Source organism: Haloactinopolyspora sp., assembly GCF_027324685.1.
Classification (GTDB): domain Bacteria; phylum Actinomycetota; class Actinomycetes; order Jiangellales; family Jiangellaceae; genus Haloactinopolyspora.
Genome location: NZ_DAHVSH010000100.1, coordinates 39,275 through 58,267, shown reverse-complemented (window position 1 = coordinate 58,267; position 18,993 = coordinate 39,275). Strand labels below are relative to the sequence as shown.

Below are 18,993 nucleotides of genomic sequence, written 5' to 3'. Positions count from 1 at the left end.
CGAGTATCGAAATCACAAGATCGCGCGGACGTGGGCTGCGTCACCCGGGCCCGGCCGTGCGAAGCTGTACGGGTGCGCGTGGGCATCCTGGGGCCGTTGGAGGTCACCGACAACGGGCGTGCCGTCGCGATAGGCGGCATCCGGCTGCGCACGCTGCTGGTCCGGCTCGCCCTCGACGCCGGGCGCTCCGTTCCGGTCGGTGCGCTCAGTGCCGCGCTCTGGCCGGAGCAGCAGCCGGCCGAACCCGTCAACGCGCTGCAATCGCTGGTCTCCCGGCTGCGCGCGACGCTGCCGGCCGACGTCGTCGCGGTGCCCGGCGGGTACCGGCTGGACATCGATCCGGACGACGTCGACGCGCTGCGGTTCGAGCGACTCGCCCGCGAGGGGCGAGGGCTCCTGGCCGCCGGTACCCACGTCGAGGCGGCGAAGGTGCTGAACGAAGCGCTGGAGCTGTGGCGCGGAGCGGCGCTGGGCGACGTCGGCGGCGCGACGTTCGCCGAGTCGGTGATCGCTCGCCTCGACCAACTCCGCCTGGCCGCCGTCGAGGACATGGCCGATGCCGAACTCGCCGTACTCACCGACGACGCCAACGGCGCCACCGGTGCCGACGCCTCCGACGTGCTCGCGCGCCTGGACGAGCTCGCCGCAGCCCATCCATGGCGAGAGCGGCTGCATGCGCTGCGTATCAGGGCCCTGGTTCGCAGCGGCCGCCGCGCCGAGGCTCTGGCGGCCTTCGACGACGTACGACGCCGGCTGGCCGACGAGTTCGGCACCGATCCGGGCGGTGAGCTGCGCGAGGCGCACCTGTGGGCACTACGCCACGACGACACGGTGCCGGCTCGCCGGCCTCGAGGCAACGTGCGTGCGGGGCTGACCGAGCTGATCGGCCGGGCCGACGACGTCGCCGACCTGGCCGCGCGCGTGTGCCGGGACCGTCTGGTCACGCTCGTCGGGCCGGGCGGAGCCGGGAAGACGCGCCTGGCTCAGGCGGTCGGCGCCGTTCTGGCCGAACAAGCGACGCAGGTATCCGGGGGCGTGTGGCTGGTGGAGCTCGCCCCGGTGAGCGATCCGGCGCGGGTGCCCCAGGCCGTCGTCGACGCCCTGGGTCTGCGCGAGACCGGTGTGCCGTCACGGCCGGAGGTGCCTGACGACCCGGTGAGCCGGGTGGTCGACGCTGTGTCCGGTCGCGACACCCTCCTCGTGCTCGACAACTGTGAACACGTCCTCGACACCGTCGCGCACCTGGTCGATGCGTTGCTCGGCCGGTGCCCGGCGCTGCGCATCATGGCCACCAGCCGCGAGTCACTGGGGGTAGTCGGTGAGTCGCTGTTCGACGTCCGGCCGCTCGACCTGCCCGAACCCGGTGCTCCCGCCGTGGCAGCCGCCGCGGCCCCGGCCGTGCGCCTGTTCGCCGACCGCGCCCGGGCGGTGCGGCCCGGCTTCACCGTCGACGACGCGACGGTGGACGACGTCGTGGAGATCTGCCGGCGACTCGACGGCCTCCCGCTCGCCTTGGAACTCGCGGCGGCGCGGTTGCGCTCGCTGCCGGTCGGCGAAGTCCGCCGCCGACTGGGCGAACGGTTCGGCTTGTTGACCCAGGGCAGCCGTACGGCCCCGCCCCGGCACCGCACGCTGGCCGACGTCGTCGCCTGGAGCTGGGAGCTGCTCGACCACGACGAACGCCGCTTCGCCCAGCGGCTGGCGTTGTTTCCGTCGACCATCACCCCCGAGGGTGCGGCCTGGGTCGGCGGATCGGCGGCGACGCTGGATCTTCTCGCCTCGCTGGTCGACAAGTCGCTGCTGCACAGCGTGGACGAGATGCAACCGCGGTACCGGATGCTCGAGACCATCCGCGAGTACGCCCAGCAGCGGCTCATTGAATCCGGGGACGACCACGAGGCCCGGAAGGCGCTGATCGACTACGCCGTGGACCTCGCTGAGCGCGCCGAGCCACACCTACGCAACGCCGGCCAACTGCCGTGGCTGGCCCGGCTTCGCAGCGAACGCGACACGCTCGACGCCGCAGCCGTCCTGGCGCGCGAGGCGCGAGACGCCGTCGCCGTCAGCCGGCTCGCCGCCGCATCGAGCCTGTTCTGGACGATCCAGCTCGATCACCGCGACACCGTCCAGCGGCTGGAGCGAGCGCTGAGCGACGCCGTCGGCGCGCCCGCGGAGGCCAGAGCGACGATCGCCGCGTTCTACCTGTTCAATGCCGTGCTGGCCGGCGTGACGATCGACGTCGGCGAGGACCTACCGATCGGTGGTACCCATCCGGCGCATGCGTTGATCGCCCCCCCTGGTCCTGCTCATGCGTGGCGAGGACGTCGCCGCTCAAGCGCACGTGGACCAGGCGCTGGACGGCGCCGAGCCCTGGGCACGCGCCCTGCTGTTGTTCGTTCGGGCCATGGCGGGCGGGACCGGCGGCGACATGGCCGTGATGAACGACGATCTCGAAGCCGCCGCGGCGGCTTTTCGTGAATGCGGCGAGCGGTGGGGACTGTTGGCCGCGCTGACCATCTTCGGGCTCGCGCTGAGCATGTTCGGCGACGGGCGCGCGGCCGGCGCGCTCGAAGAGGCGATCCGGCTGCGTCGTGAGCTCGACCCGAGCGACGACGCTGTCGAGCAGCGAGCTTGGCTCGCCCAGATCCATGCCCACGCCGGGCGGACGGATCTGGCCAAGCCGGAATTGGCGGAGCTGGTGGCCGGGTCGCCGGGGCGTTACGTCGCGCTGGCGCATCACGTGCTGGGTGACATCGCCCGGCGCGACGGTGACCTGGCCGAGGCGAGGCGGCAGTACGACGCGGGTCTGGAAGTGGAGCGGCTGGCCGGAGGCATGCTGTTCGCCGCCGGCCTGAGTTCGTCACGGGCTCATCTCGATCTCGTCGTAGGCGACGTCGACAGCGCCCGGCGGCAGCTGGACCGAGCGCTGCGGGACGCGCTGCGGATCCGGGACATGCCGTTGGTGGCGATGGTCGCCGTCGCCGTAGCGCGGCTACTGGATCATCAGGGCGATGCGCGCGGCGCCGCCGAGGTCCTGGGGGCAGCCGAGATGCTGCGCGGTGCGCCGGACGTGCTCAACCCGGACATCGGTGAGCTCAGCGAGCGGCTACGGGCGACCCTGGGCGAGCGCGCCCACGCCGAAGCCGTCGAACATGGCCGCCGGCTCCGGCACGAGGACGCGCTCGAGCTGATCTCACATCACGCACGCTTGCGGTAGGCGTACACCGATGCCGGCACGAACACCGCGACGAAGGCCGCCGACCACAACAGCGACGCGGTGACCGGCCCGGAGACCGGACCGCCGAGCAGCAGGCCCTGAGCGGCCTCCACCACGTGCGAAACCGGGTTGACATCGACCCAGGCCTGCAACCAGCCCGGCATCGTCTCCGCCGGCGCCACCATGCTCGTGCCGAAGGCCAGCGGGAAGATGCCGAGAAAGGCGAACGTCGTGACCGCGGTCTCCTCCTTCACCGTCACCCCGATGAGCACGTTCACCCAGCTCAGGCTGAACCCGAAGAGCAGGGCGAGCGTTGCGGCGGCCAGCGCGGAGCCGGCGTTCGTCTCGACGCGGAATCCCATCAAGTAGCCGATGGCGAACAGCGTCACGAAGGCCACGATGTAGCGGACCATGTCGCCGAGCACCGAGCCGAGCAACGGAGCGGATCTGCCGATCGGCAGGCTGCGAAAACGGTCGAAGACGCCCTTCTTGATGTCGAGGTTGATCGCGAGACCCGTCGAGGTCAGCCCGGTCAGGATCGCCGTCATCACCAGGATGCCGGGGAAGACGTACTGCAGGTACTCCTGAGTCGAGCCGGCGACGGCGCCGCCGAACAGGTAGACGAACAGCAGTAAGAAGATGACCGGCAACAAGATGGCGTCCATGAACAATCCGGGGTTGCGCCGCACCTTGGTCAGGCTGCGCCCGGCCAGGGCGAGGCTGTGGCGGGCCAAGGCGTGCGGGCGGCTCACCGGCTGCTGTGTCGCCGCCGTGTGCTCGGTGGTGGTCAACGCGTCGGTCATGCTGCGTCCTCCTGGTCCTGGGGCTGGTCGTCGGTGTGCCGGCCGGTGAGGGCGAAGAACGCTTCGTCGAGGCTGGGCAGGCGCAGGGACAGTTCGGTGATGCCGATGCCGGCTTCGTCCAGGCGGCGCACGGCGGCGATCAGTGCTGCGTCGCCGTCGGCCGGCACGGTGAGCACGTCGCGGCGGGTGGTGTCGGGCGTGCGGCCCGTCACGGCTTCCAGGATTCCGGCCACTTCGGCGAAGCGGTCCGGATCGGTGGGAGATACGACGAGGGTCTGCCCGCCCACGATCCGCTTGAGCTCCGGCGGAGGCCCGGAGGCGATCAGCCGGCCGTGATCGATGACGGCGATGTGGTCGGCCAAGGCGTCGGCCTCCTCCATGTACTGCGTGGTGAGCAGGACCGCGCCGCCGTCGTCGGTCATCGACCGGATCATCCGCCAGACCTCGTCGCGCTTGCCCGGGTCGAGTCCGGTCGTCGGTTCGTCGAGGTAGACCACGCTCGGTCGGGCGATCAGGCTCGCTGCCAGGTCGAGGCGGCGACGCATCCCGCCGGAGTACGTCGACACTCGCCGCCCAGCGGCGTCGGTCAACTCGAACCGGGCGAGCAGCTCGTCGGCGCGCGCCTTCGCCTGCGGCCCACGCAGATCGAGCAGCCGGCCGAACAGGACGAGGTTCTCCCGGCCGGTCAGGTCTTCGTCCACCGAGGCGTACTGCCCGGTCAGCCCGATTCGTCGGCGTACCTGATCAGCCTGCTTGACCACGTCGAGGCCGTGCACGCTCGCCGTTCCCTCGTCCGGGCGGAGCAACGTGGCCAGGATCCGCACGGCCGTCGTCTTGCCCGCGCCGTTCGGCCCGAGGACCGCGAGGACGGTGCCCGGCTCGGCCGCCAGGTCGATACCGTCCAGCGCGGTCGTCTTCCCGAACCGCTTGACCAGGCCTTCTGTTCGGAATGCAAAGCTCATGTCCCGGAGCCTGCCGAACCGTCCTGGCAGATCTCGCACAGCGCACGCACAGTGCATGCACAGGGGCGGCACGGAAGCGCGCCATAGGCGCGACGGTAAGCGCTTGCCGCCGCGCCGCTCGTCTGTTTGACTGACGCCTCGTCAGGTCTAGACCTTTTCGAGGGGCACCCATGGATCTCTCCCGCCGTCGCTTGTTGTCGCTCCTGTCTGCCGCCGGGGTCCTGCCCGTCCTGGCGCCCCGCCTCGCCGGCGCGGCCGCCGCCACCGACGCCGACCGCGTGCTGGCCAACACCGTGGCGATCTTCGCCGGCACCGAGCAGACCAACGCTCGGCCCGAGGTCGCCGACAAGGTCGCCGCCATCGTGAGCACGGCCGCCGACCGCCTGCACCGCCTGGACACCGCCGGAGACGGCGAGTTGTTCGCCGGTCAGCCGCTCGGCACCGACAGCTCCAACCTGAACGCGGCGTACCAGTACCTCTACGAGATCGCGCTGGCGACCCGGACGCCGGGCTCGGACCTGCAGGGCGACATCGAGGTGCAGCGACGGGTCCTGGACGGGCTGGTCTGGCTGTATGAGAACTACTACGGCGACCAGTCAGCGGGCTACTACGGCAACTGGTTCCATTGGGAGATCGGCATCTCCAACTCGGTCACCCGGATCCTGGTCCTGCTCGCCGACGTGGTGAGTACGCAACGGCCGGGCCTCGTGGACACCTACGTCGCCGCCATGGACGCCTATCTGCGCAGCGGCAAGGACGGCGACGTCGACCTCGACTCGCGCTTCCACACCGGCGCGAACCTCGCCGACATCACCACCAACCGGATCTTGCAAGGAGCCGTCCTCGGCGACGACGAGCGCATCCACAAGGCGATCGAGGACCAGCTCACGGTCTTCGCCACCATCGACCCGTACAACCTGAAGCACGGCAACACCGACGGCTACTACGCCGACGGCTCGTTCATCCAGCACCACTCGGTCGCCTACACCGGCTCCTACGGCAAAGCGCTGCTCACCCGCGTGGTCCAGACCCTGAAGATCCTCGACGGCAGCGGATACGCCAACGGCGAGGCGCTGGTGCCCGTGGTCCACAGGTGGGTGGCCAACGGGTTCGCGCCGCTGATCTTCGAAGGCTGGATGATGGAGATCGTCAAGGGCCGCGCGGTGTCGCGGACCGGCAGCGGCTACGACGACGTCGCCGTCATCGTCGAGGCCGTGGTCGACCTCGCCGCCTACTCCGCAGGTGCCGACGCGGCCGCGCTGCGCAGCTACGTCGCCTTCATCCGGGCCAGCTCACGCACCACGCTCGACCCGTCTGATTTCGAATCCCCGATCAGCATCGCGCGCTACGCCGACATCGTCGACGACGACAGCATCGTGCCGGCGGATCTCAACCCTGCCTCGCGCACCGTGGCGTTCAACGCCATGGATCGCACCGTGCATCGTCGTCCCGGCTACGCGTTCGCACTCGCCCGCAGCTCGGATCGGATCAGCAAGTACGAGTACATGAACGGCGAGAACCTCATGCCGTGGTTCCAGGGCGACGGCGCGTACTACCTGTACCTGTCCGGCGTCGACCAGGCCGAGGCGTTCGGCGTCGACTACTACACCGTGGTGTCGCCGTACCGGCTGGCCGGTGTCACGGCCCCGGTCGAGCAGCGCCAGACGATCCCGCAGCTCTACGGCGAGCGATGGTACGAAAACCCCGACCACCCGTTGGAGTTCACGTCGTCGTCGGAGTCGCAGAACACGTACGTGTACTTCCCGCGCGGTACCAATCAGCACTCTGGCGGGGCGACGTTGGGCGCCTACGGCGCGGCCGCGCTGATTCAGTCCGACGACGTCGCCTACGCCGACAAGCAGGAGGGCATCCTGCCCGACGACTTCGTCGTCTACCGCAACGCCAACGCGACCAAGTCGTGGTTCCTGCTCGACGACGAGATCGTGGTGCTGGCCGCGGGGGTGGGGGACGAAGCCGGGCGCGCGGTGACGACGACGGTGGACTCCCGGCTGGCGGAACCGTCGGACGACGTGACCGTGCACGGAGTGCTGCGTTCCGGCGACGAGTGGGCGGGGCCGGGGACGGCCGACCTGCGCTGGTTGCGCTACGCCAACGCCACACACGGGACGGCGGTCGGCTATCTGTTCCTCGGCGGCGGACCGGTCGATGTCGCACTCGACGAGGTCACCCGCAGCCACCGCGTGATCCGCCTGTCCAATCGCGACACCGACGTCACCAAGAACGTCTTCGGCGTGACGTACGAGCACGCTGCGGGCGCCGAGCCGGCGACATTGGCGTACGCGCTGGTGCCGCACGCCACGGCTGAGGGGATGCAGGTCTACGACGACGGCCGGCTGTCGGTCGTCGCCAACGACGTGCAGGTGCAGGCGATCACGCACAGCGGGCTGAACCTCGTGGCTGCGAACACGTTCGGCCCAGGGAGCCACGAGGCGGCCGGAATCGTCATCGACGGGGCGGCATCGGTGCTCGTACAGACGCGGGCCGACCGTGTGACCACCGTGGCCGTATCCGACCCCACCATGCGGCGCGATTCCGTCACCGTCGTGCTGCGCGGCCGGCGGTTGACGAAGATCTCCTCCGGGCGAGGCGTACGAGTCAGCCACACCGACGACGGCACCCGCCTCGACGTCGACACCCATCACCTCTACGGCGGCACGCGGACGATCCGGCTACGCGGCTGAGCTCTCGATCATCGGCGCCGGCAGGAGGACAATAGTGTTGACAGGGGGAGGTCGCCATGACCGACAGGTCCGGCACGGCAGGCGCAGGTGGGGGAGCGTTCTACGGACTGGCGTTCATCGGGGCGCTGGTCTACTTCTGGCAACAGGCCTCGACGTTCGGCGAGTACGTGCTGGCGGTGCTCAAGGCGCTGGTCTGGCCTGCGTTCCTGGTGTATGAGGCGTTCGGGGCACTACTCGGCTGAGCAGCGTCACCGCTCTGGGGTGGATCATGGGTCGTCTGCGGAGTGGTGGGGCTGTGGGTGCATCATGATCGTCGTTTTGGGTGGATCATGGGTCGTCTGCGGCGTGGTGCGGCCGCTGATGCCTCATGATCGCCACAACCAGAAGTGCATTTAAAGTAATTTATGATTAGATCTTGACGTTCGAGGGCGCCTGGGCCACGCTGTCCAGCAACCGCGGGCAGGGCCCGCGGCACGCCGACTGCACAGCGCGGCACCGGTGGCGAAGCTGAATCCGCCTGCAACCCGCCGTCTCCACCCAGAGGTGCGCCCATGTCGAGACCCATCCGAGTCATCCGCCGACGCCGTGTCGTCGCCGCAGCAGCGTCCGCCGCCGTGATCATGCCCGTGCTGTGGTTGCCCGGCGCCGCTGTCGCTGACGGGCCTCCGGCGCGCCTGGGGGAGTTGCGGGTCGATACGCTGTCCGGCCGCGCGGACATGGTCACCGGCGGCGACGCGCTCGTTCAGGTCGACCTGCCGCGCCACGTTCCGCCGCGACGCGTCGACGTCACCGTCGACGGTCGCGACGTCACCGGCGCCTTCGAGTTCGACGACGCCGAACGGACCCTCACCGGACTGGTCACCGGCCTGGCCGAAGGTCCCAACGAACTACACGTGACGACGGGCGGCTCGAACCGGCCGTCGGCGGAGCTCACGCTGATCAACCATCCCATCGAGGGTCCGGTCTTCTCGGGGCCGCACCAGCAACCGTTCGCCTGCGAGACCGAGGGGTTCGAGGTGCCGGTCGTCGGTGGCACCCTCGGCGCGCCGCTGGATGAGAACTGCTCCATCGAGACCAGGGTCGACTACTTCTATCGGACGACATCCGACCAGTACGCGCCCTGGCCGGCCCAGGCGTCGGCCTATCCGGACGATCTGGCGACCGCGACGGTGAACGGTGCGCAGGTGCCGTTCATCGTGCGGATGGAGACCGGCACCGTGAACCGTGCCGTGTACCAGACGAGCATCCTGCACGATCCGCTGGCCGAGCCGGAGCCAGAGCCGGACGTCACCACCCGGCCGGCGGGCTGGAACGGGGCGGCCATCTACACGCTCGGAGGCGGGTGCGCCGGAGGGTGGTACCGGCAGGGGAGCACCACCGGCGGCGTGACGGACGAGGTGTTGCTGGGGCAGGGCTACGCACTGATGTCGTCGTCGCTGAACGTCTTCGGGAACAACTGCTCGGACGTGACGGCGGCGGAGTCGGCCATGATGGTCAAGGAACTCTTCGTCGAACGTCATGGCCCGATGGATCACACCATCGGCTTCGGCTGCTCCGGTGGCTCGTACCAAGCTCATCAGATGGCGGACAACTACCCGGGCATCCTGGACGGGATCGTCGTCGGGTGTTCGTTCCCCGACGTCGGGTTCAGTACCGTCAACTTCATCACCGACGCCTGGCTGCTCGACCACTACTTCACCAGCGACCCCGACGTGGCCTGGACGGAAGAGGAGCAGCGTGCGGTGACAGGTTTCGTCACCTACGCCACCGCCCCCAACGTCGCCTGGGGTGCTCGGCGTATCGACCCCCGTGCCTTCTGCGACAGCGTCCCGGCCGAGCAGCGATACCACCCGGACACCAACCCCGGCGGGGTGCGCTGCGGGGTGTACGACCACACCGTCAACGTCTACGGCGTCGACCCGGAGACCGGGTTCGCCCGACGACCCCTGGACAACGTCGGCATCCAGTACGGCCTGGCTGCGCTGAACGACGCGACCATCACGCCCGAGCAGTTCCTCGATCTCAACGAGAACGTCGGCGGGTTCGACGACGACGCCACCATCGGCCCCGAGCGCAGCGAAGCCGACCTGCACGCCGTACGCGCGGCCTACCGGACCGGGCGGCTGACCAACGGCGGCGGCGGATTGGCCGAGATCCCCATCATCGATCACCGTTCGTACGCAGACGACGCCCCGAACGGCGACATCCACGTCCGGTATCACACGTTCTCCATGCGGGAACGGCTCGAGAAGGCCAACGGCACGAGTGTCAACCACGTCAGCCTGCTCGACGACCGTATGCACGGATGGTTCAGCACGCAGAATCCGCTGGTCGTGCATGCAGTGACCCAGATGGACCGGTGGTTGCGCAACATCGCGGCCGACGACTCCGACCGGGCGCAGATCGACAAGATCGCCAGCGCGCGGCCGGCGGAGCTGGTCGACGGTTGCCAGACCCGGGAGCCGAACCCGACGTTCATCGCCGAGCCGCTGGACCGCGACCCGGACAGCACCTGCGAGCAGCTGTACCCATCCGCGTCGTTCCCCCGTGAGGTCGCCGGCGAGAGCGTCGCGGCGGACATCATCAAATGCCGCCGCAAGGATCCAGATCCTGCGGACTACGCCGTGGAGTGGACGGACGAGCAGTGGGACCGGCTGCAGGCCATTTTCGCCGACGGAGTGTGTGACTACTCCGAGCCCGGCGTGGAGCAGCAGGGCCTGGCGGGGACCTGGCTGCGGTTCTGATGCACAGTGGGCCTGGATCTGGTCAGCCCCGCGGTCCAGGTGTCTGAGCCAGTCCAGGCGCTGTCGGCCTGAGTGCTTCGTCGATCTCGGCCAGCAGCCGTGCTTTCGGGCGTGCTCCGACGACGGCCATCGTGATCTGCCCGTCGCGGAAGACCATCAGCGTCGGCAGCGACAACACCCGGTACCGCGCTGCGGTCGTGGGGTTCTCGTCGTTGTTGATCGTCGCCACGGTCAGCGAGTCAGCACGCTCGCGCGCAACGGCCTCGAGGACGGGTGCGAGCATGTGACACGGCGGGCACCATTCGGCCCAGAAGTCGACCAGGACCGGTCGAGGATGTTGAAGTACGGCGTGGTCGAAGGTGGCGTCGGTGACGATCGTCACGGCGCTGTCGGAGTCTGTCCTCGGCATCAATGCTCCTGCTCGGTGGTGGACGTGGTGGTCGTCGGACAGCCGGCGGCCAGACGGGCTCGGGCACGTTCGAGCTTGTCCGCCACCTGGGCCCGCCGCGCTGAGAGGACGCCGAGGCAGGCGTCGATGTCGGCCAGTTTGCGTTCGTAGGCGTCGATGGATTCCGCGCACGAGTCGCCGGTGTCGTGCCCGGCCCGGAGGCAGTCGACGAACGGCCTGGTGTCGTCCAGACTGAACCCGATGCTCTGCAGGGCCTGGATCTCGCGGACCAGGCGCAGGTCGGCTTCGTCGTACTCGCGATAGCCGTTGGGCGCGCGCTGCGCGGTGATGAGCCCTTGCGACTCGTAGAAACGCAGTGCCCGTGTCGTGATGCCCGCCTCGGAGGCGAGGTCGCCGATGCGCATGACCATGACGGTAGACCTTGACGCTCACGTCAGGGCAAGCACGACGGCGGGCGAGCAGCAACCCGGACGAGGTTCGACGACGACGCCGGCTACTGACCGATACGGCCGTCGATCCGCTCGCGCCATGGCCTCGGCGTCCAGGTCAGCGCACTTCAGTTCCAACGTGAGTCGGGCCGAGCGCAGCGCTTCGCTCAAGGTGGTGCGCTCGTCATCCAGCGTGGGCCCGTGTTCGCGCGGGTCGTCGTCGGAGGGCTTGCCGTCGGCGGTGAACATGTCGGCGCGTCGCGACGCAGTCACGGGCACGATGATGTGCCCGGATCGGCGCCGGGACAACGGATTTCCGCGACGACACTAGAACGTTCGTTCGAATCCGAGGTACGGTCGGTCTATGGCTGTTGCCTTCCAAGCGTCGCTGCTGGACGAACCGCTGGAGCCCGCGGGTGTGGGTGCTCTGGGGGCGAGCGTCGAGCGTACGGAGCTGACCGCCGGCGCATGGGTGGACCTCCGGCGTAGCTGGGTGCACGGGTCCGACTCGTTGTTCGCCCGGCTGGCGGAGTCCGTGCCCTGGCAGGCCGAGCGGCGGGAGATGTACGAACGTGTGGTCGACGTTCCCCGTCTCATCCGGTTCTACGGCGCTGATGAGACCCTGCCCGATCCAGTGCTGATCGAGGCGCGCGACGTACTGAACGACCATTACGGCGCCGAGTTGGGCGAGCCGTTCCGCACGGCGGGGCTGTGTTACTACCGCGACGGTCGCGACAGCGTCGCCTGGCATGGCGACCGCATCGGCCGGGGGAAGAGCGAAGACACCATGGTCGCGATCCTGTCGGTCGGTGAGCCGCGCAACCTGCTGCTGCGTCCGCGTGGCGGCGGTGAGAGCCTCAAGTTCTCCGTCGGGCACGGCGATCTGTTCGTCATGGGTGGCTCGTGCCAGCGGACCTGGGAGCATGCCGTACCGAAGACCAATCGCCCGGTCGGCCCGCGCATCAGCGTGCAGTTCCGGCCGGCTGGTGTGCGCTGAGTCGGGACCGACAGATGGCGGCCGGTGCATCACAGCGCGCACGTCGCGCAGCGCCGCTTGGTGTGCCGGTGATGAGCCAAAGACGCCATGGCCAGGGCGGCCGCCCAGATGAGATAGCCGGGGATGGCGACCCAGAAGAACGCCTCCGGCAGGTCGCCCATGCCGTCCGACGGCGGGAACGGGTTTCGGCCGCTGAGGCGCTCGATGATCATCTGGATCTGCATGAACCCGAAGTAGACCGTCATCGATCCGGACACCGCGATGCCGGGCCACAGCACCAGCGGGCGCGGTACCCGGCGCCCTCGCAGCCCAGGCACCCATTGCGGCCAGATCCGGCCGAACTGATGGACCTGCGCGAGGGGCAGCAGCGAACCGGCCAGCACGAATCCGAGGTCGAACAGCAGCGCCGAGGCACCGGCGCTCAGCGGTGACCGGTCGAAGCCCACCGCCGCCTGCGCCCCGATCCGGAGCACGCAACCGGCCACCGACACATACGCTGCCGCGTAGGCCCAACGCGGCATGTGGTCGATGGCTCCGGTCATCGCCCACAGTCGCCGGCAGGTCCGACAGGTCGGCCGCGCAGCCAGCAGATCCGATCGCACCGCCAGCAGCAGGGCCAGTCCTGACCCGACGCACACGGTGCGGCTGAGCGCCCCGAGCGGGTAGAACTCGATGCCAAGTCCAGGAAGCACCCCGCCGACGACGTCGAGCAGCAGCATCGCGCCCGCGGTGACCATCGCCAGGCCGACCGCCGCCGCCGTGATGCGCACCGCGTGTGCGGGGACGCCGGACACCGGCCGGACGACCAATACGCCCGCCAGCATGGCGGCGGCAGCACACAGGCCGACCGTGCCCCATCCGGACGTGAGCACGAGATCGGTGCCCACAGGCGAGAGCTCGCTCGGCTGGGTCGACACCTGCCACCACAGCCGTAGCGCGGTGTAGGCGGTAGCCATCGTCAGGGCGATCGCGGCGAACCGGTTCGGCGCGGATCGTGCGGCGGGTCGGGTCGCATGCTGGTGAATCGTCATGCGGCCAGCCTGGCCGCACAGCGAAGCTGAGCGCGTCCCCGCGGCGACGGAGTGCAGTCCCTCTGTCGGGGGAATGGCGGCCGTCGCCACGCGAACTAGAGCCAGCCGCGTCGGGCCGCCTGCACCCCGGCTTGAAATCGGTTCGCCGCCTGCAACTCGTCGAACAGCCGGCGAGTGCGCCGTCGCATCGTCCGGGTGGACCACCCCAGTTGCCGAGCGATCGCGTTGTCGGTCAACCCTGAAGCCATCAGCTGGGCCAATCGGTGGTCTTCGGCTCCATCGCCGGGCTCCTCGGGCGGGGCCGAGCCCACCGGTACCGCACGTTCCCAGTAGACCTCGAACAGCTCCAGCAGCGCCTGCAGGAGGGTCGATTCGCGAATGAGCGCCGCCTGAGCGTGCTCCACGTCGAGGTCGAGCGGCATCAGCGCCAGCCGCCGGTCGGCGATGGCCAGCTTCATCGGCAGTCCGCGCAGGACCCGCCCCTTCTCGCCCCGGGCGGCGAGCTGCTCCACTTCCTGCAGTGCCCCGGGCATCTCCAACGACTCGGGTGCGTAGATGGCGCGCCAGCGCACGCCGTAATCGAGGCTGACCGGCTCGACGGGGTTGGTGGCCGCGAGCGCGTAGGGCGGGCGGTCCAGGACGAGCATCTCTTCGTGGACTTGATGCTGCAGGCGGACGAACCACCGGCCGAGCTCTTCGGGCCCGTTGAGGATCTCGACCGTGCCGCCCCCGCCGCCGCGTCGCCGCACGGCGTGGAACACCGACGACAGCGCCAGCACGGAGCTGCGGACGCGCTCCAGCTCGTTGCTGCGATCTCGCACCAGCGCCTCGACGGCAGCCTCGGGATCGATGGCGGTGTACCGGCGTCGCCGCCCGGCCATCCGGGTGACCAGGCCGTAGGAGCGCAGTCTGGTGAAGGCGCGATCGACGCGGTTCTCCGGTGCGCCAAGCTGCTCGGCCAGTGCCGCGGGCGTGGCTTCCGGGAGGCTCAGCAGGGCGCGGTAGACGCGTTCGTCGAACGCACTGATGCCGACCGGTGCGAGGGACAGCGCCTGCGGGTCGTCGACGAGCGAGTCGTCGGGACGTACCTCGTCGGAGATCTCATCGGACATGGCGGACAGTGTGGCCGCATTGTGCCATAGGCCGCAATCGGCCACCGATCATCCGTTGTGTTCGGTGATCGTGCCCAGTACGAATAGGTCTAATCGCCACGGAATCCCCCGTCGCCGTGGCCGACACCGGGAGCACGATGTACCGCGAATCCACGTCCGCCGGCTCACCGTCTCGCCCCAGCCGGGTCCGATACGGCCTCGGCGCCACCCTTGTCGTCGCGCTCGGCACCGCCGGAGTCGCTCCAATGGCATCCGGTACCCCCACCGACACCGAAACGCCGATCCGGGTCATCGTCATGATGGCCGGCACACCCGCGCTGACCTCGGCTGGTGCTGGCTCTGCCGCAGCGGAGTCGACGATCATGGCCGAGGTGGATGCGAACCGCGCCGACCTGCGCGCCGCTCACGACGACATGCTCGCTGCCGCCGACGACGCCGGACTCGAGGTGACCCCGGTTCGCGAGTTCACCGACCTGATCGACGGCGTCGCCGTCACGGTCAGCGAGGCCGACGTCGAGCGGCTCGCGGACCTGCCCGGCGTCGCCGACGTGGTGCCCGATCAGCGCATCCGCAGCGCTACCGACGACAGTGTGCCGCTCATCGGTGCTCCCGAGGTCTGGGAGCGCGACGACGCCGACGGCGCCCCGGTGCGCGGGGCGGGCATGACGGTGGCAGTCCTGGATTCGGGCATCGACTACACCAACCCGTCGCTCGGCGGAGCCTTCGGCCCCGGGCACAAGGTGGTCGCCGGCTACGACTTCGTCGACGGCGACACCGATCCGATGGACGAGCACAACGGGCACGGCACCCACGTGGCCGGCATCATCGCCGGCGACGGTGAGGTCGTGGGGGTGGCGCCGGAGGCCGAACTGACCGCGTACCGAGTCATGAACTCCTATGGCTCCGGCTGGACGGCGGACATCATCGCCGGCCTCGAAGCGGCGATCGACCCTGCGAACCCGCACCGCGCGGACGTCGTGAACCTCAGCCTCGGCGGTCCCGGCGACGGGACCGACCCGCTCGGGCAGGCCGCCACCGCGGCCACGGAGGCCGGTGTGGTCGTCGTGGCCTCGGCCGGCAACTCCGGACCAGGAGCGCACACCGTGGGCTCACCGGCGCTCGCCGACGGGGTGCTGTCCGTGGGCGCCTCCGCCAGTGGCATCCGGCTGCCGGTCGCCGACCTCGTCGAACCGCGGCAGGAGCCGCTGCAGACCTTCCGGGTGCCCTACTCTGCCTCGCCACCGGACGAGCCGGTGATCGGTGAGCTGGTGGACGTCGGGGACGGGACCGAGGAGGACTACGACCGGATCGGGGACGTGACCGGCAAGATCGTCGCCTACCGCGCCCGGCTCCCGCGGGGCATGGAGAACGTCCAGCCGCACATGCTCGAGCAGGCGAGATTGGCCGAGGACCGCGGCGCCCTGGCACTGATCGCCTACACCGGAGCCGGCTCCGGCCCGATGCTCTCAGGCGAAACCGGTGAGCTCGTGAGCGCGGACGAGGCCGGAACGGTCGAGGTGCCGCTGCGCGGGATCGAATCCGGCGAGAGCTTCCGGATGGATCGTCTCGTCGTGCTCGGCTTCGCCGAGACGCAGTGGGAACGCGTGGTCCGCGACCTCGCCGAAGGGCCGGTGCGCATCGCGATCGCGGGCGAGGACATCACCGACCAGGTGGCGTCGTTCAGCTCGCGTGGCCCGACGGACGATTTCAGCATCGAGCCGGACCTGGTCGCGCCCGGTGTCGAGATCGCCTCCACCTGGCCGCTGGCGCAATGGGAGCCCGGCGTTTACCGACTGTCGGGTACCAGCATGGCCGCACCGCACGTGGCCGGTGCGGCGGCGCTGGTGCGCCAGCTGCACCCGGACGCGTCGGTGGCCGAGATCAGTGGTCGGCTGGTGGGTTCGGCGAAGGGCCTGGAGGCCGGACCGACGACGGCGGGCGCCGGTCGACTGGACGTGCCTGCCGCAGCTTCGACGTCGCTCATGGCCACACCGACGGCGGCATCGATGGGATTGGCCGACATGGCCGGGGACACCGTCGAGGGCAGCAGCACGGTGACGCTGCACAATCTCGGCGCCGACGACCTCGACGTCACCCTCACCACCGAGGCGGCACCCGGAAGCGTCGGAACGGCGACGGTCACCCCGAGGGAGGCGGTCATACCCGCCGGCGGCGAGCTCGAGGTGCAGGTGGCGGTTTCAGCCGAGACCCCCGAGTACGACGCCGATCTGTCCGGATGGGTCGTCGCGACCGCTGGCGCGGACGTTCCGCAGGTGCGCATTCCGTACCTGCTCGCAGCGCGGCACCTGGTGGTGCAGGCCTCGCCTGATCCGTCCGACGGCGCGTCGGAGGGCTTCGTCTGGACTCCTGTGGCGGTCTCCGAGCCGCCGGTGGTGACCGTGACGCCGCCTCGGGGCGCGCCCTACGACGTGCCCGCGCACCACGACCACGGCAACTGGTACCGCGCCGAACTGCACGGCGAACACGTCGGTGCATACGCCGTCCGGGCGTCGGTGACCACGGACGACGGACGGTACCTGCACGGTTCCGGCAGCTTCGAGGTGGCCGCACCGGTCGGGAATTCGCCCAGCCCCGTGAGCTGGCAGCCGATCGGCCCGAACGCCGACGGCGGCCCGATCGCCACCACGGCCGCCGACCCCGACGTCGCCGCGATCACCCAGTACACCAAAGCCGGGCCGTGGACGACCGATGACGGCGGAAGGACGTGGCGCCAACACAACCGGCTGCCCGTAGCGGGCGGAACCGGCGACATCGTCGTCGACGCAGCCGACCCGCAGACCATGTGGTACGCGGTCAACGGCAGCACGGGCGGCGTCTTCGACGTTCTCCTCGACCCGACGTATCAAGGCCGCATCCTGCGCACCGACGACGGCGGCGAGACCTGGCGCATTCTGGATTTCCCGGACGTCAGTGTGCTTCAGCTGGTCAGCGACGCGCGCACGCAGACGCTCGTCGCGGTGACCGAGGACGCGGTCATGGTGAGTCGCGACGGCGGCGAGCAGTGGTCCGGCCATCCGAACCCGGTGGGCGACGAACTCAGGGATGCCGATGTCGGCGGCACCGACGTGTTCCTGGCCGGCCCGGCCGGAGTGTGGGCACTACGAGGCGTGGTCGCCGGTGAGCCGTCGACGACGGAGCAGGTGTACGACTCCGAAGCTGCCGGCGTGGGCACCGTGGACGGCATGGTCGCCGACGACGTCGTGGTGGCCATGCTGACCGGCGACGACACCGTCGTCGGGTCCTACGACGGCGGGGCCACGTGGTCGCAGTTGTACGACGTGCCCGACGGCGGTGCCCTCGACATCCACATGGACGGCGGCGACATCATCGTGTCGACGTACCGGGAGTACAACCATCTCGGCGCCGACCACGGAACGTCGTGGACCACGCTCGCTCAGCCGGTGCCCGGCGCGATCGAGGACGACTTCGCCCGGTGGGGTGACGATCTGCTGTGGTCGTCACCCGGCGCGGGGATGTTCCGCACCGACCGCGACGGCGCCGGGTCGCAGCGCACCGGCGTCCAAGGCCGCACGGCCTACGACCTGGCCGTCGTCCAGGACGCTGAAGGCGAGGCGCGGTTGCTCGCCGGGACCGACGCGGACGTGTACGACACCGCACTGCCGACGCGCCCGAAACTTCCGGCCGACGTCGCCGAGTGGGGCCTGTCCGGGTTCGAGGCGCACACGGGAACCCGCGTGGCCACCGTCGTGCCGTCACCGCACGACCCGCAGACGGTGTGGAAGATCCGCGCGGACGCCTTGTCACAGTTCTGGGTCTATCGCAGCGTCGACGGCGGGCAGGAGTGGGAAGTACGCGGGAGGACGCATGAGGTCGCGTACGACCTCGCTCTCACCCCGGCCGATCCGGCGCGCGTGGTCGTGCCGTTCGGTAGCCGGGACGGCTACGGCCTGTTCGTCACGACCGATGCCGGAGACACGTGGCGCAAGCTCTTCCACGATGAGGTGTTCACGACGGTCGTCGCCGATCCCGACGATCCGGACCGGTTGTGGCTGGGCAGCTCGTCGGGCCTCTACCGTTCCGACGACTTCGGCCACACGGTCCAGAAAGTGACCGACGGTCAGGTCACGGCGCTGGCGATGTCCGGGGACCGGATCGTCGCCGCCGGCCCGGTCATTCAGGTCAGCGAGGACGGCGGGCAGAGCTTCACCACCGCTGACGCGGGTGGGGTGCCGATGATGGTCAGCGACGTGGTGGTCTCACCGCGCGATCCGGACGTCTGGTACGCCGCGGCCGGGTCGTACAGCGCGAACGGCCTGATCAAGGGTGGCCGAGGGGTCCTGCGCAGTTCCGACGGCGGGCACACCTGGGTGAACGTCTCCGGCGGGCTGCAGAACCTCGACGTCGTCTCGCTCGCTGCGAGCCCGGACGGGCGCTGGCTGTTCGCCGGCACCGACCAGGGTGGCGTCCACCGGGCTCGAATCCGGTAGCGGTGATCGTTGGCGCGTCGTGGCTGCCACAGCGACCACGACGCGCCAACGATCACCCCTCAGGGGTGGCCCGGAGTTCACCCTGACACATCCCTGAATCAACCCTTGACCTGCTGTTT

The 18,993-nt window shown here is 69.8% G+C and carries 14 protein-coding genes; 7 read left to right on the top strand and 7 right to left on the bottom strand.

Annotation, left to right across the window (positions count from 1 at the left end):
* The first annotated feature begins 72 nt into the window (after positions 1 to 72).
* Positions 73 to 2,478, top strand: a complete 2,406-nt coding sequence (locus tag M6444_RS11490; RefSeq protein WP_298327130.1) for a BTAD domain-containing putative transcriptional regulator — start codon at positions 73 to 75, stop codon at positions 2,476 to 2,478.
* Positions 2,429 to 3,217 (top strand): hypothetical protein, encoded by a 789-nt coding sequence (locus M6444_RS11485; RefSeq protein WP_298327126.1) that lies wholly within the window; start codon positions 2,429 to 2,431, stop codon positions 3,215 to 3,217. Before M6444_RS11490 ends, M6444_RS11485 begins: the two co-directional genes overlap by 50 nt.
* Here the strand turns inward: M6444_RS11485 and M6444_RS11480 are convergent.
* Together M6444_RS11480 and M6444_RS11475 are read right to left on the bottom strand one after the other, a co-directional pair.
* On the bottom strand, positions 3,199 to 4,020 hold the full coding sequence (locus M6444_RS11480) for an ABC transporter permease (protein ID WP_298327123.1): 822 nt from the start codon (positions 4,018 to 4,020) through the stop codon (positions 3,199 to 3,201). The genes M6444_RS11485 and M6444_RS11480 overlap by 19 nt on opposite strands.
* Positions 4,017 to 4,982: an ATP-binding cassette domain-containing protein gene (locus M6444_RS11475; RefSeq protein ID WP_298327120.1), complete on the bottom strand. Its 966-nt coding sequence runs from the start codon at positions 4,980 to 4,982 to the stop codon at positions 4,017 to 4,019. The genes M6444_RS11480 and M6444_RS11475 overlap by 4 nt, the downstream gene beginning before the upstream one ends.
* Before the next feature lie 170 nt (positions 4,983 to 5,152).
* Here M6444_RS11475 and M6444_RS11470 point away from each other — a divergent pair, with 170 nt between their 5' ends.
* The 3 genes from M6444_RS11470 (at position 5,153) to M6444_RS11460 (ending at position 10,428) form a co-directional block, all read left to right on the top strand.
* Complete coding sequence (locus M6444_RS11470; RefSeq protein ID WP_298327117.1) at positions 5,153 to 7,684, top strand: polysaccharide lyase family 8 super-sandwich domain-containing protein; 2,532 nt, start codon at positions 5,153 to 5,155, stop codon at positions 7,682 to 7,684.
* Between the two features lie 56 nt (positions 7,685 to 7,740).
* Positions 7,741 to 7,926, top strand: coding sequence for a hypothetical protein (locus M6444_RS11465; RefSeq protein WP_298327115.1), 186 nt, complete (start codon positions 7,741 to 7,743; stop codon positions 7,924 to 7,926).
* A gap of 378 nt (positions 7,927 to 8,304) precedes the next feature.
* Positions 8,305 to 10,428, top strand: a complete 2,124-nt coding sequence (locus M6444_RS11460) for a DUF6351 family protein (RefSeq protein ID WP_363326330.1) — start codon at positions 8,305 to 8,307, stop codon at positions 10,426 to 10,428.
* A 22-nt stretch (positions 10,429 to 10,450) separates the two neighbouring features.
* Here M6444_RS11460 and trxA read toward each other — a convergent pair whose 3' ends face one another.
* The 3 genes from trxA to M6444_RS11445 are packed head-to-tail and all read right to left on the bottom strand — an operon-like array spanning position 10,451 to position 11,538.
* The gene (trxA, locus tag M6444_RS11455) at positions 10,451 to 10,837 is read right to left on the bottom strand and encodes a thioredoxin (protein WP_298327111.1); all 387 of its coding nucleotides are present in this window, start codon (positions 10,835 to 10,837) and stop codon (positions 10,451 to 10,453) included.
* A complete protein-coding gene (locus M6444_RS11450; protein ID WP_298327109.1) occupies positions 10,837 to 11,241 on the bottom strand; it encodes a MerR family transcriptional regulator in 405 nt (134 codons plus the stop codon). The genes trxA and M6444_RS11450 overlap by 1 nt, the downstream gene beginning before the upstream one ends.
* Before the next feature lie 24 nt (positions 11,242 to 11,265).
* The gene (locus M6444_RS11445; RefSeq protein WP_298327106.1) at positions 11,266 to 11,538 is read right to left on the bottom strand and encodes a hypothetical protein; all 273 of its coding nucleotides are present in this window, start codon (positions 11,536 to 11,538) and stop codon (positions 11,266 to 11,268) included.
* 91 nt (positions 11,539 to 11,629) lie between these two features.
* On the opposite strand from M6444_RS11445, the gene M6444_RS11440 reads away from it, so the two are divergent.
* Positions 11,630 to 12,262, top strand: coding sequence for an alpha-ketoglutarate-dependent dioxygenase AlkB (locus M6444_RS11440; protein ID WP_298327104.1), 633 nt, complete (start codon positions 11,630 to 11,632; stop codon positions 12,260 to 12,262).
* Positions 12,263 to 12,291: 29 nt separating this feature from the next.
* On the opposite strand, the gene M6444_RS11435 is transcribed toward M6444_RS11440, so the two are convergent.
* Complete coding sequence (locus M6444_RS11435; protein WP_298327103.1) at positions 12,292 to 13,293, bottom strand: hypothetical protein; 1,002 nt, start codon at positions 13,291 to 13,293, stop codon at positions 12,292 to 12,294.
* 95 nt (positions 13,294 to 13,388) lie between these two features.
* A complete protein-coding gene (locus M6444_RS11430; protein ID WP_298327100.1) occupies positions 13,389 to 14,405 on the bottom strand; it encodes a helix-turn-helix domain-containing protein in 1,017 nt (338 codons plus the stop codon).
* Positions 14,406 to 14,521: 116 nt separating this feature from the next.
* On the opposite strand from M6444_RS11430, the gene M6444_RS11425 reads away from it, so the two are divergent.
* On the top strand, positions 14,522 to 18,874 hold the full coding sequence (locus M6444_RS11425) for a S8 family serine peptidase (protein WP_298327097.1): 4,353 nt from the start codon (positions 14,522 to 14,524) through the stop codon (positions 18,872 to 18,874).
* The last annotated feature ends 119 nt before the right edge of the window (positions 18,875 to 18,993 follow it).

What these genes read in the sequence shown, in the direction of transcription:
- M6444_RS11485 (WP_298327126.1), top strand. Translation starts at nt 2,429, where the DNA reads ATGGCCGTGATGAACGACGATCTCGAAGCCGCCGCGGCGGCTTTTCGT.
- M6444_RS11480 (WP_298327123.1), bottom strand. Translation starts at nt 4,020, where the DNA reads ATGACCGACGCGTTGACCACCACCGAGCACACGGCGGCGACACAGCAG.
- M6444_RS11475 (WP_298327120.1), bottom strand. Translation starts at nt 4,982, where the DNA reads ATGAGCTTTGCATTCCGAACAGAAGGCCTGGTCAAGCGGTTCGGGAAG.
- M6444_RS11470 (WP_298327117.1), top strand. Translation starts at nt 5,153, where the DNA reads ATGGATCTCTCCCGCCGTCGCTTGTTGTCGCTCCTGTCTGCCGCCGGG.
- M6444_RS11465 (WP_298327115.1), top strand. Translation starts at nt 7,741, where the DNA reads ATGACCGACAGGTCCGGCACGGCAGGCGCAGGTGGGGGAGCGTTCTAC.
- M6444_RS11460 (WP_363326330.1), top strand. Translation starts at nt 8,305, where the DNA reads ATGCCCGTGCTGTGGTTGCCCGGCGCCGCTGTCGCTGACGGGCCTCCG.
- trxA (WP_298327111.1), bottom strand. Translation starts at nt 10,837, where the DNA reads ATGCCGAGGACAGACTCCGACAGCGCCGTGACGATCGTCACCGACGCC.
- M6444_RS11450 (WP_298327109.1), bottom strand. Translation starts at nt 11,241, where the DNA reads ATGCGCATCGGCGACCTCGCCTCCGAGGCGGGCATCACGACACGGGCA.
- M6444_RS11440 (WP_298327104.1), top strand. Translation starts at nt 11,630, where the DNA reads ATGGCTGTTGCCTTCCAAGCGTCGCTGCTGGACGAACCGCTGGAGCCC.
- M6444_RS11435 (WP_298327103.1), bottom strand. Translation starts at nt 13,293, where the DNA reads ATGACGATTCACCAGCATGCGACCCGACCCGCCGCACGATCCGCGCCG.
- M6444_RS11430 (WP_298327100.1), bottom strand. Translation starts at nt 14,405, where the DNA reads ATGTCCGATGAGATCTCCGACGAGGTACGTCCCGACGACTCGCTCGTC.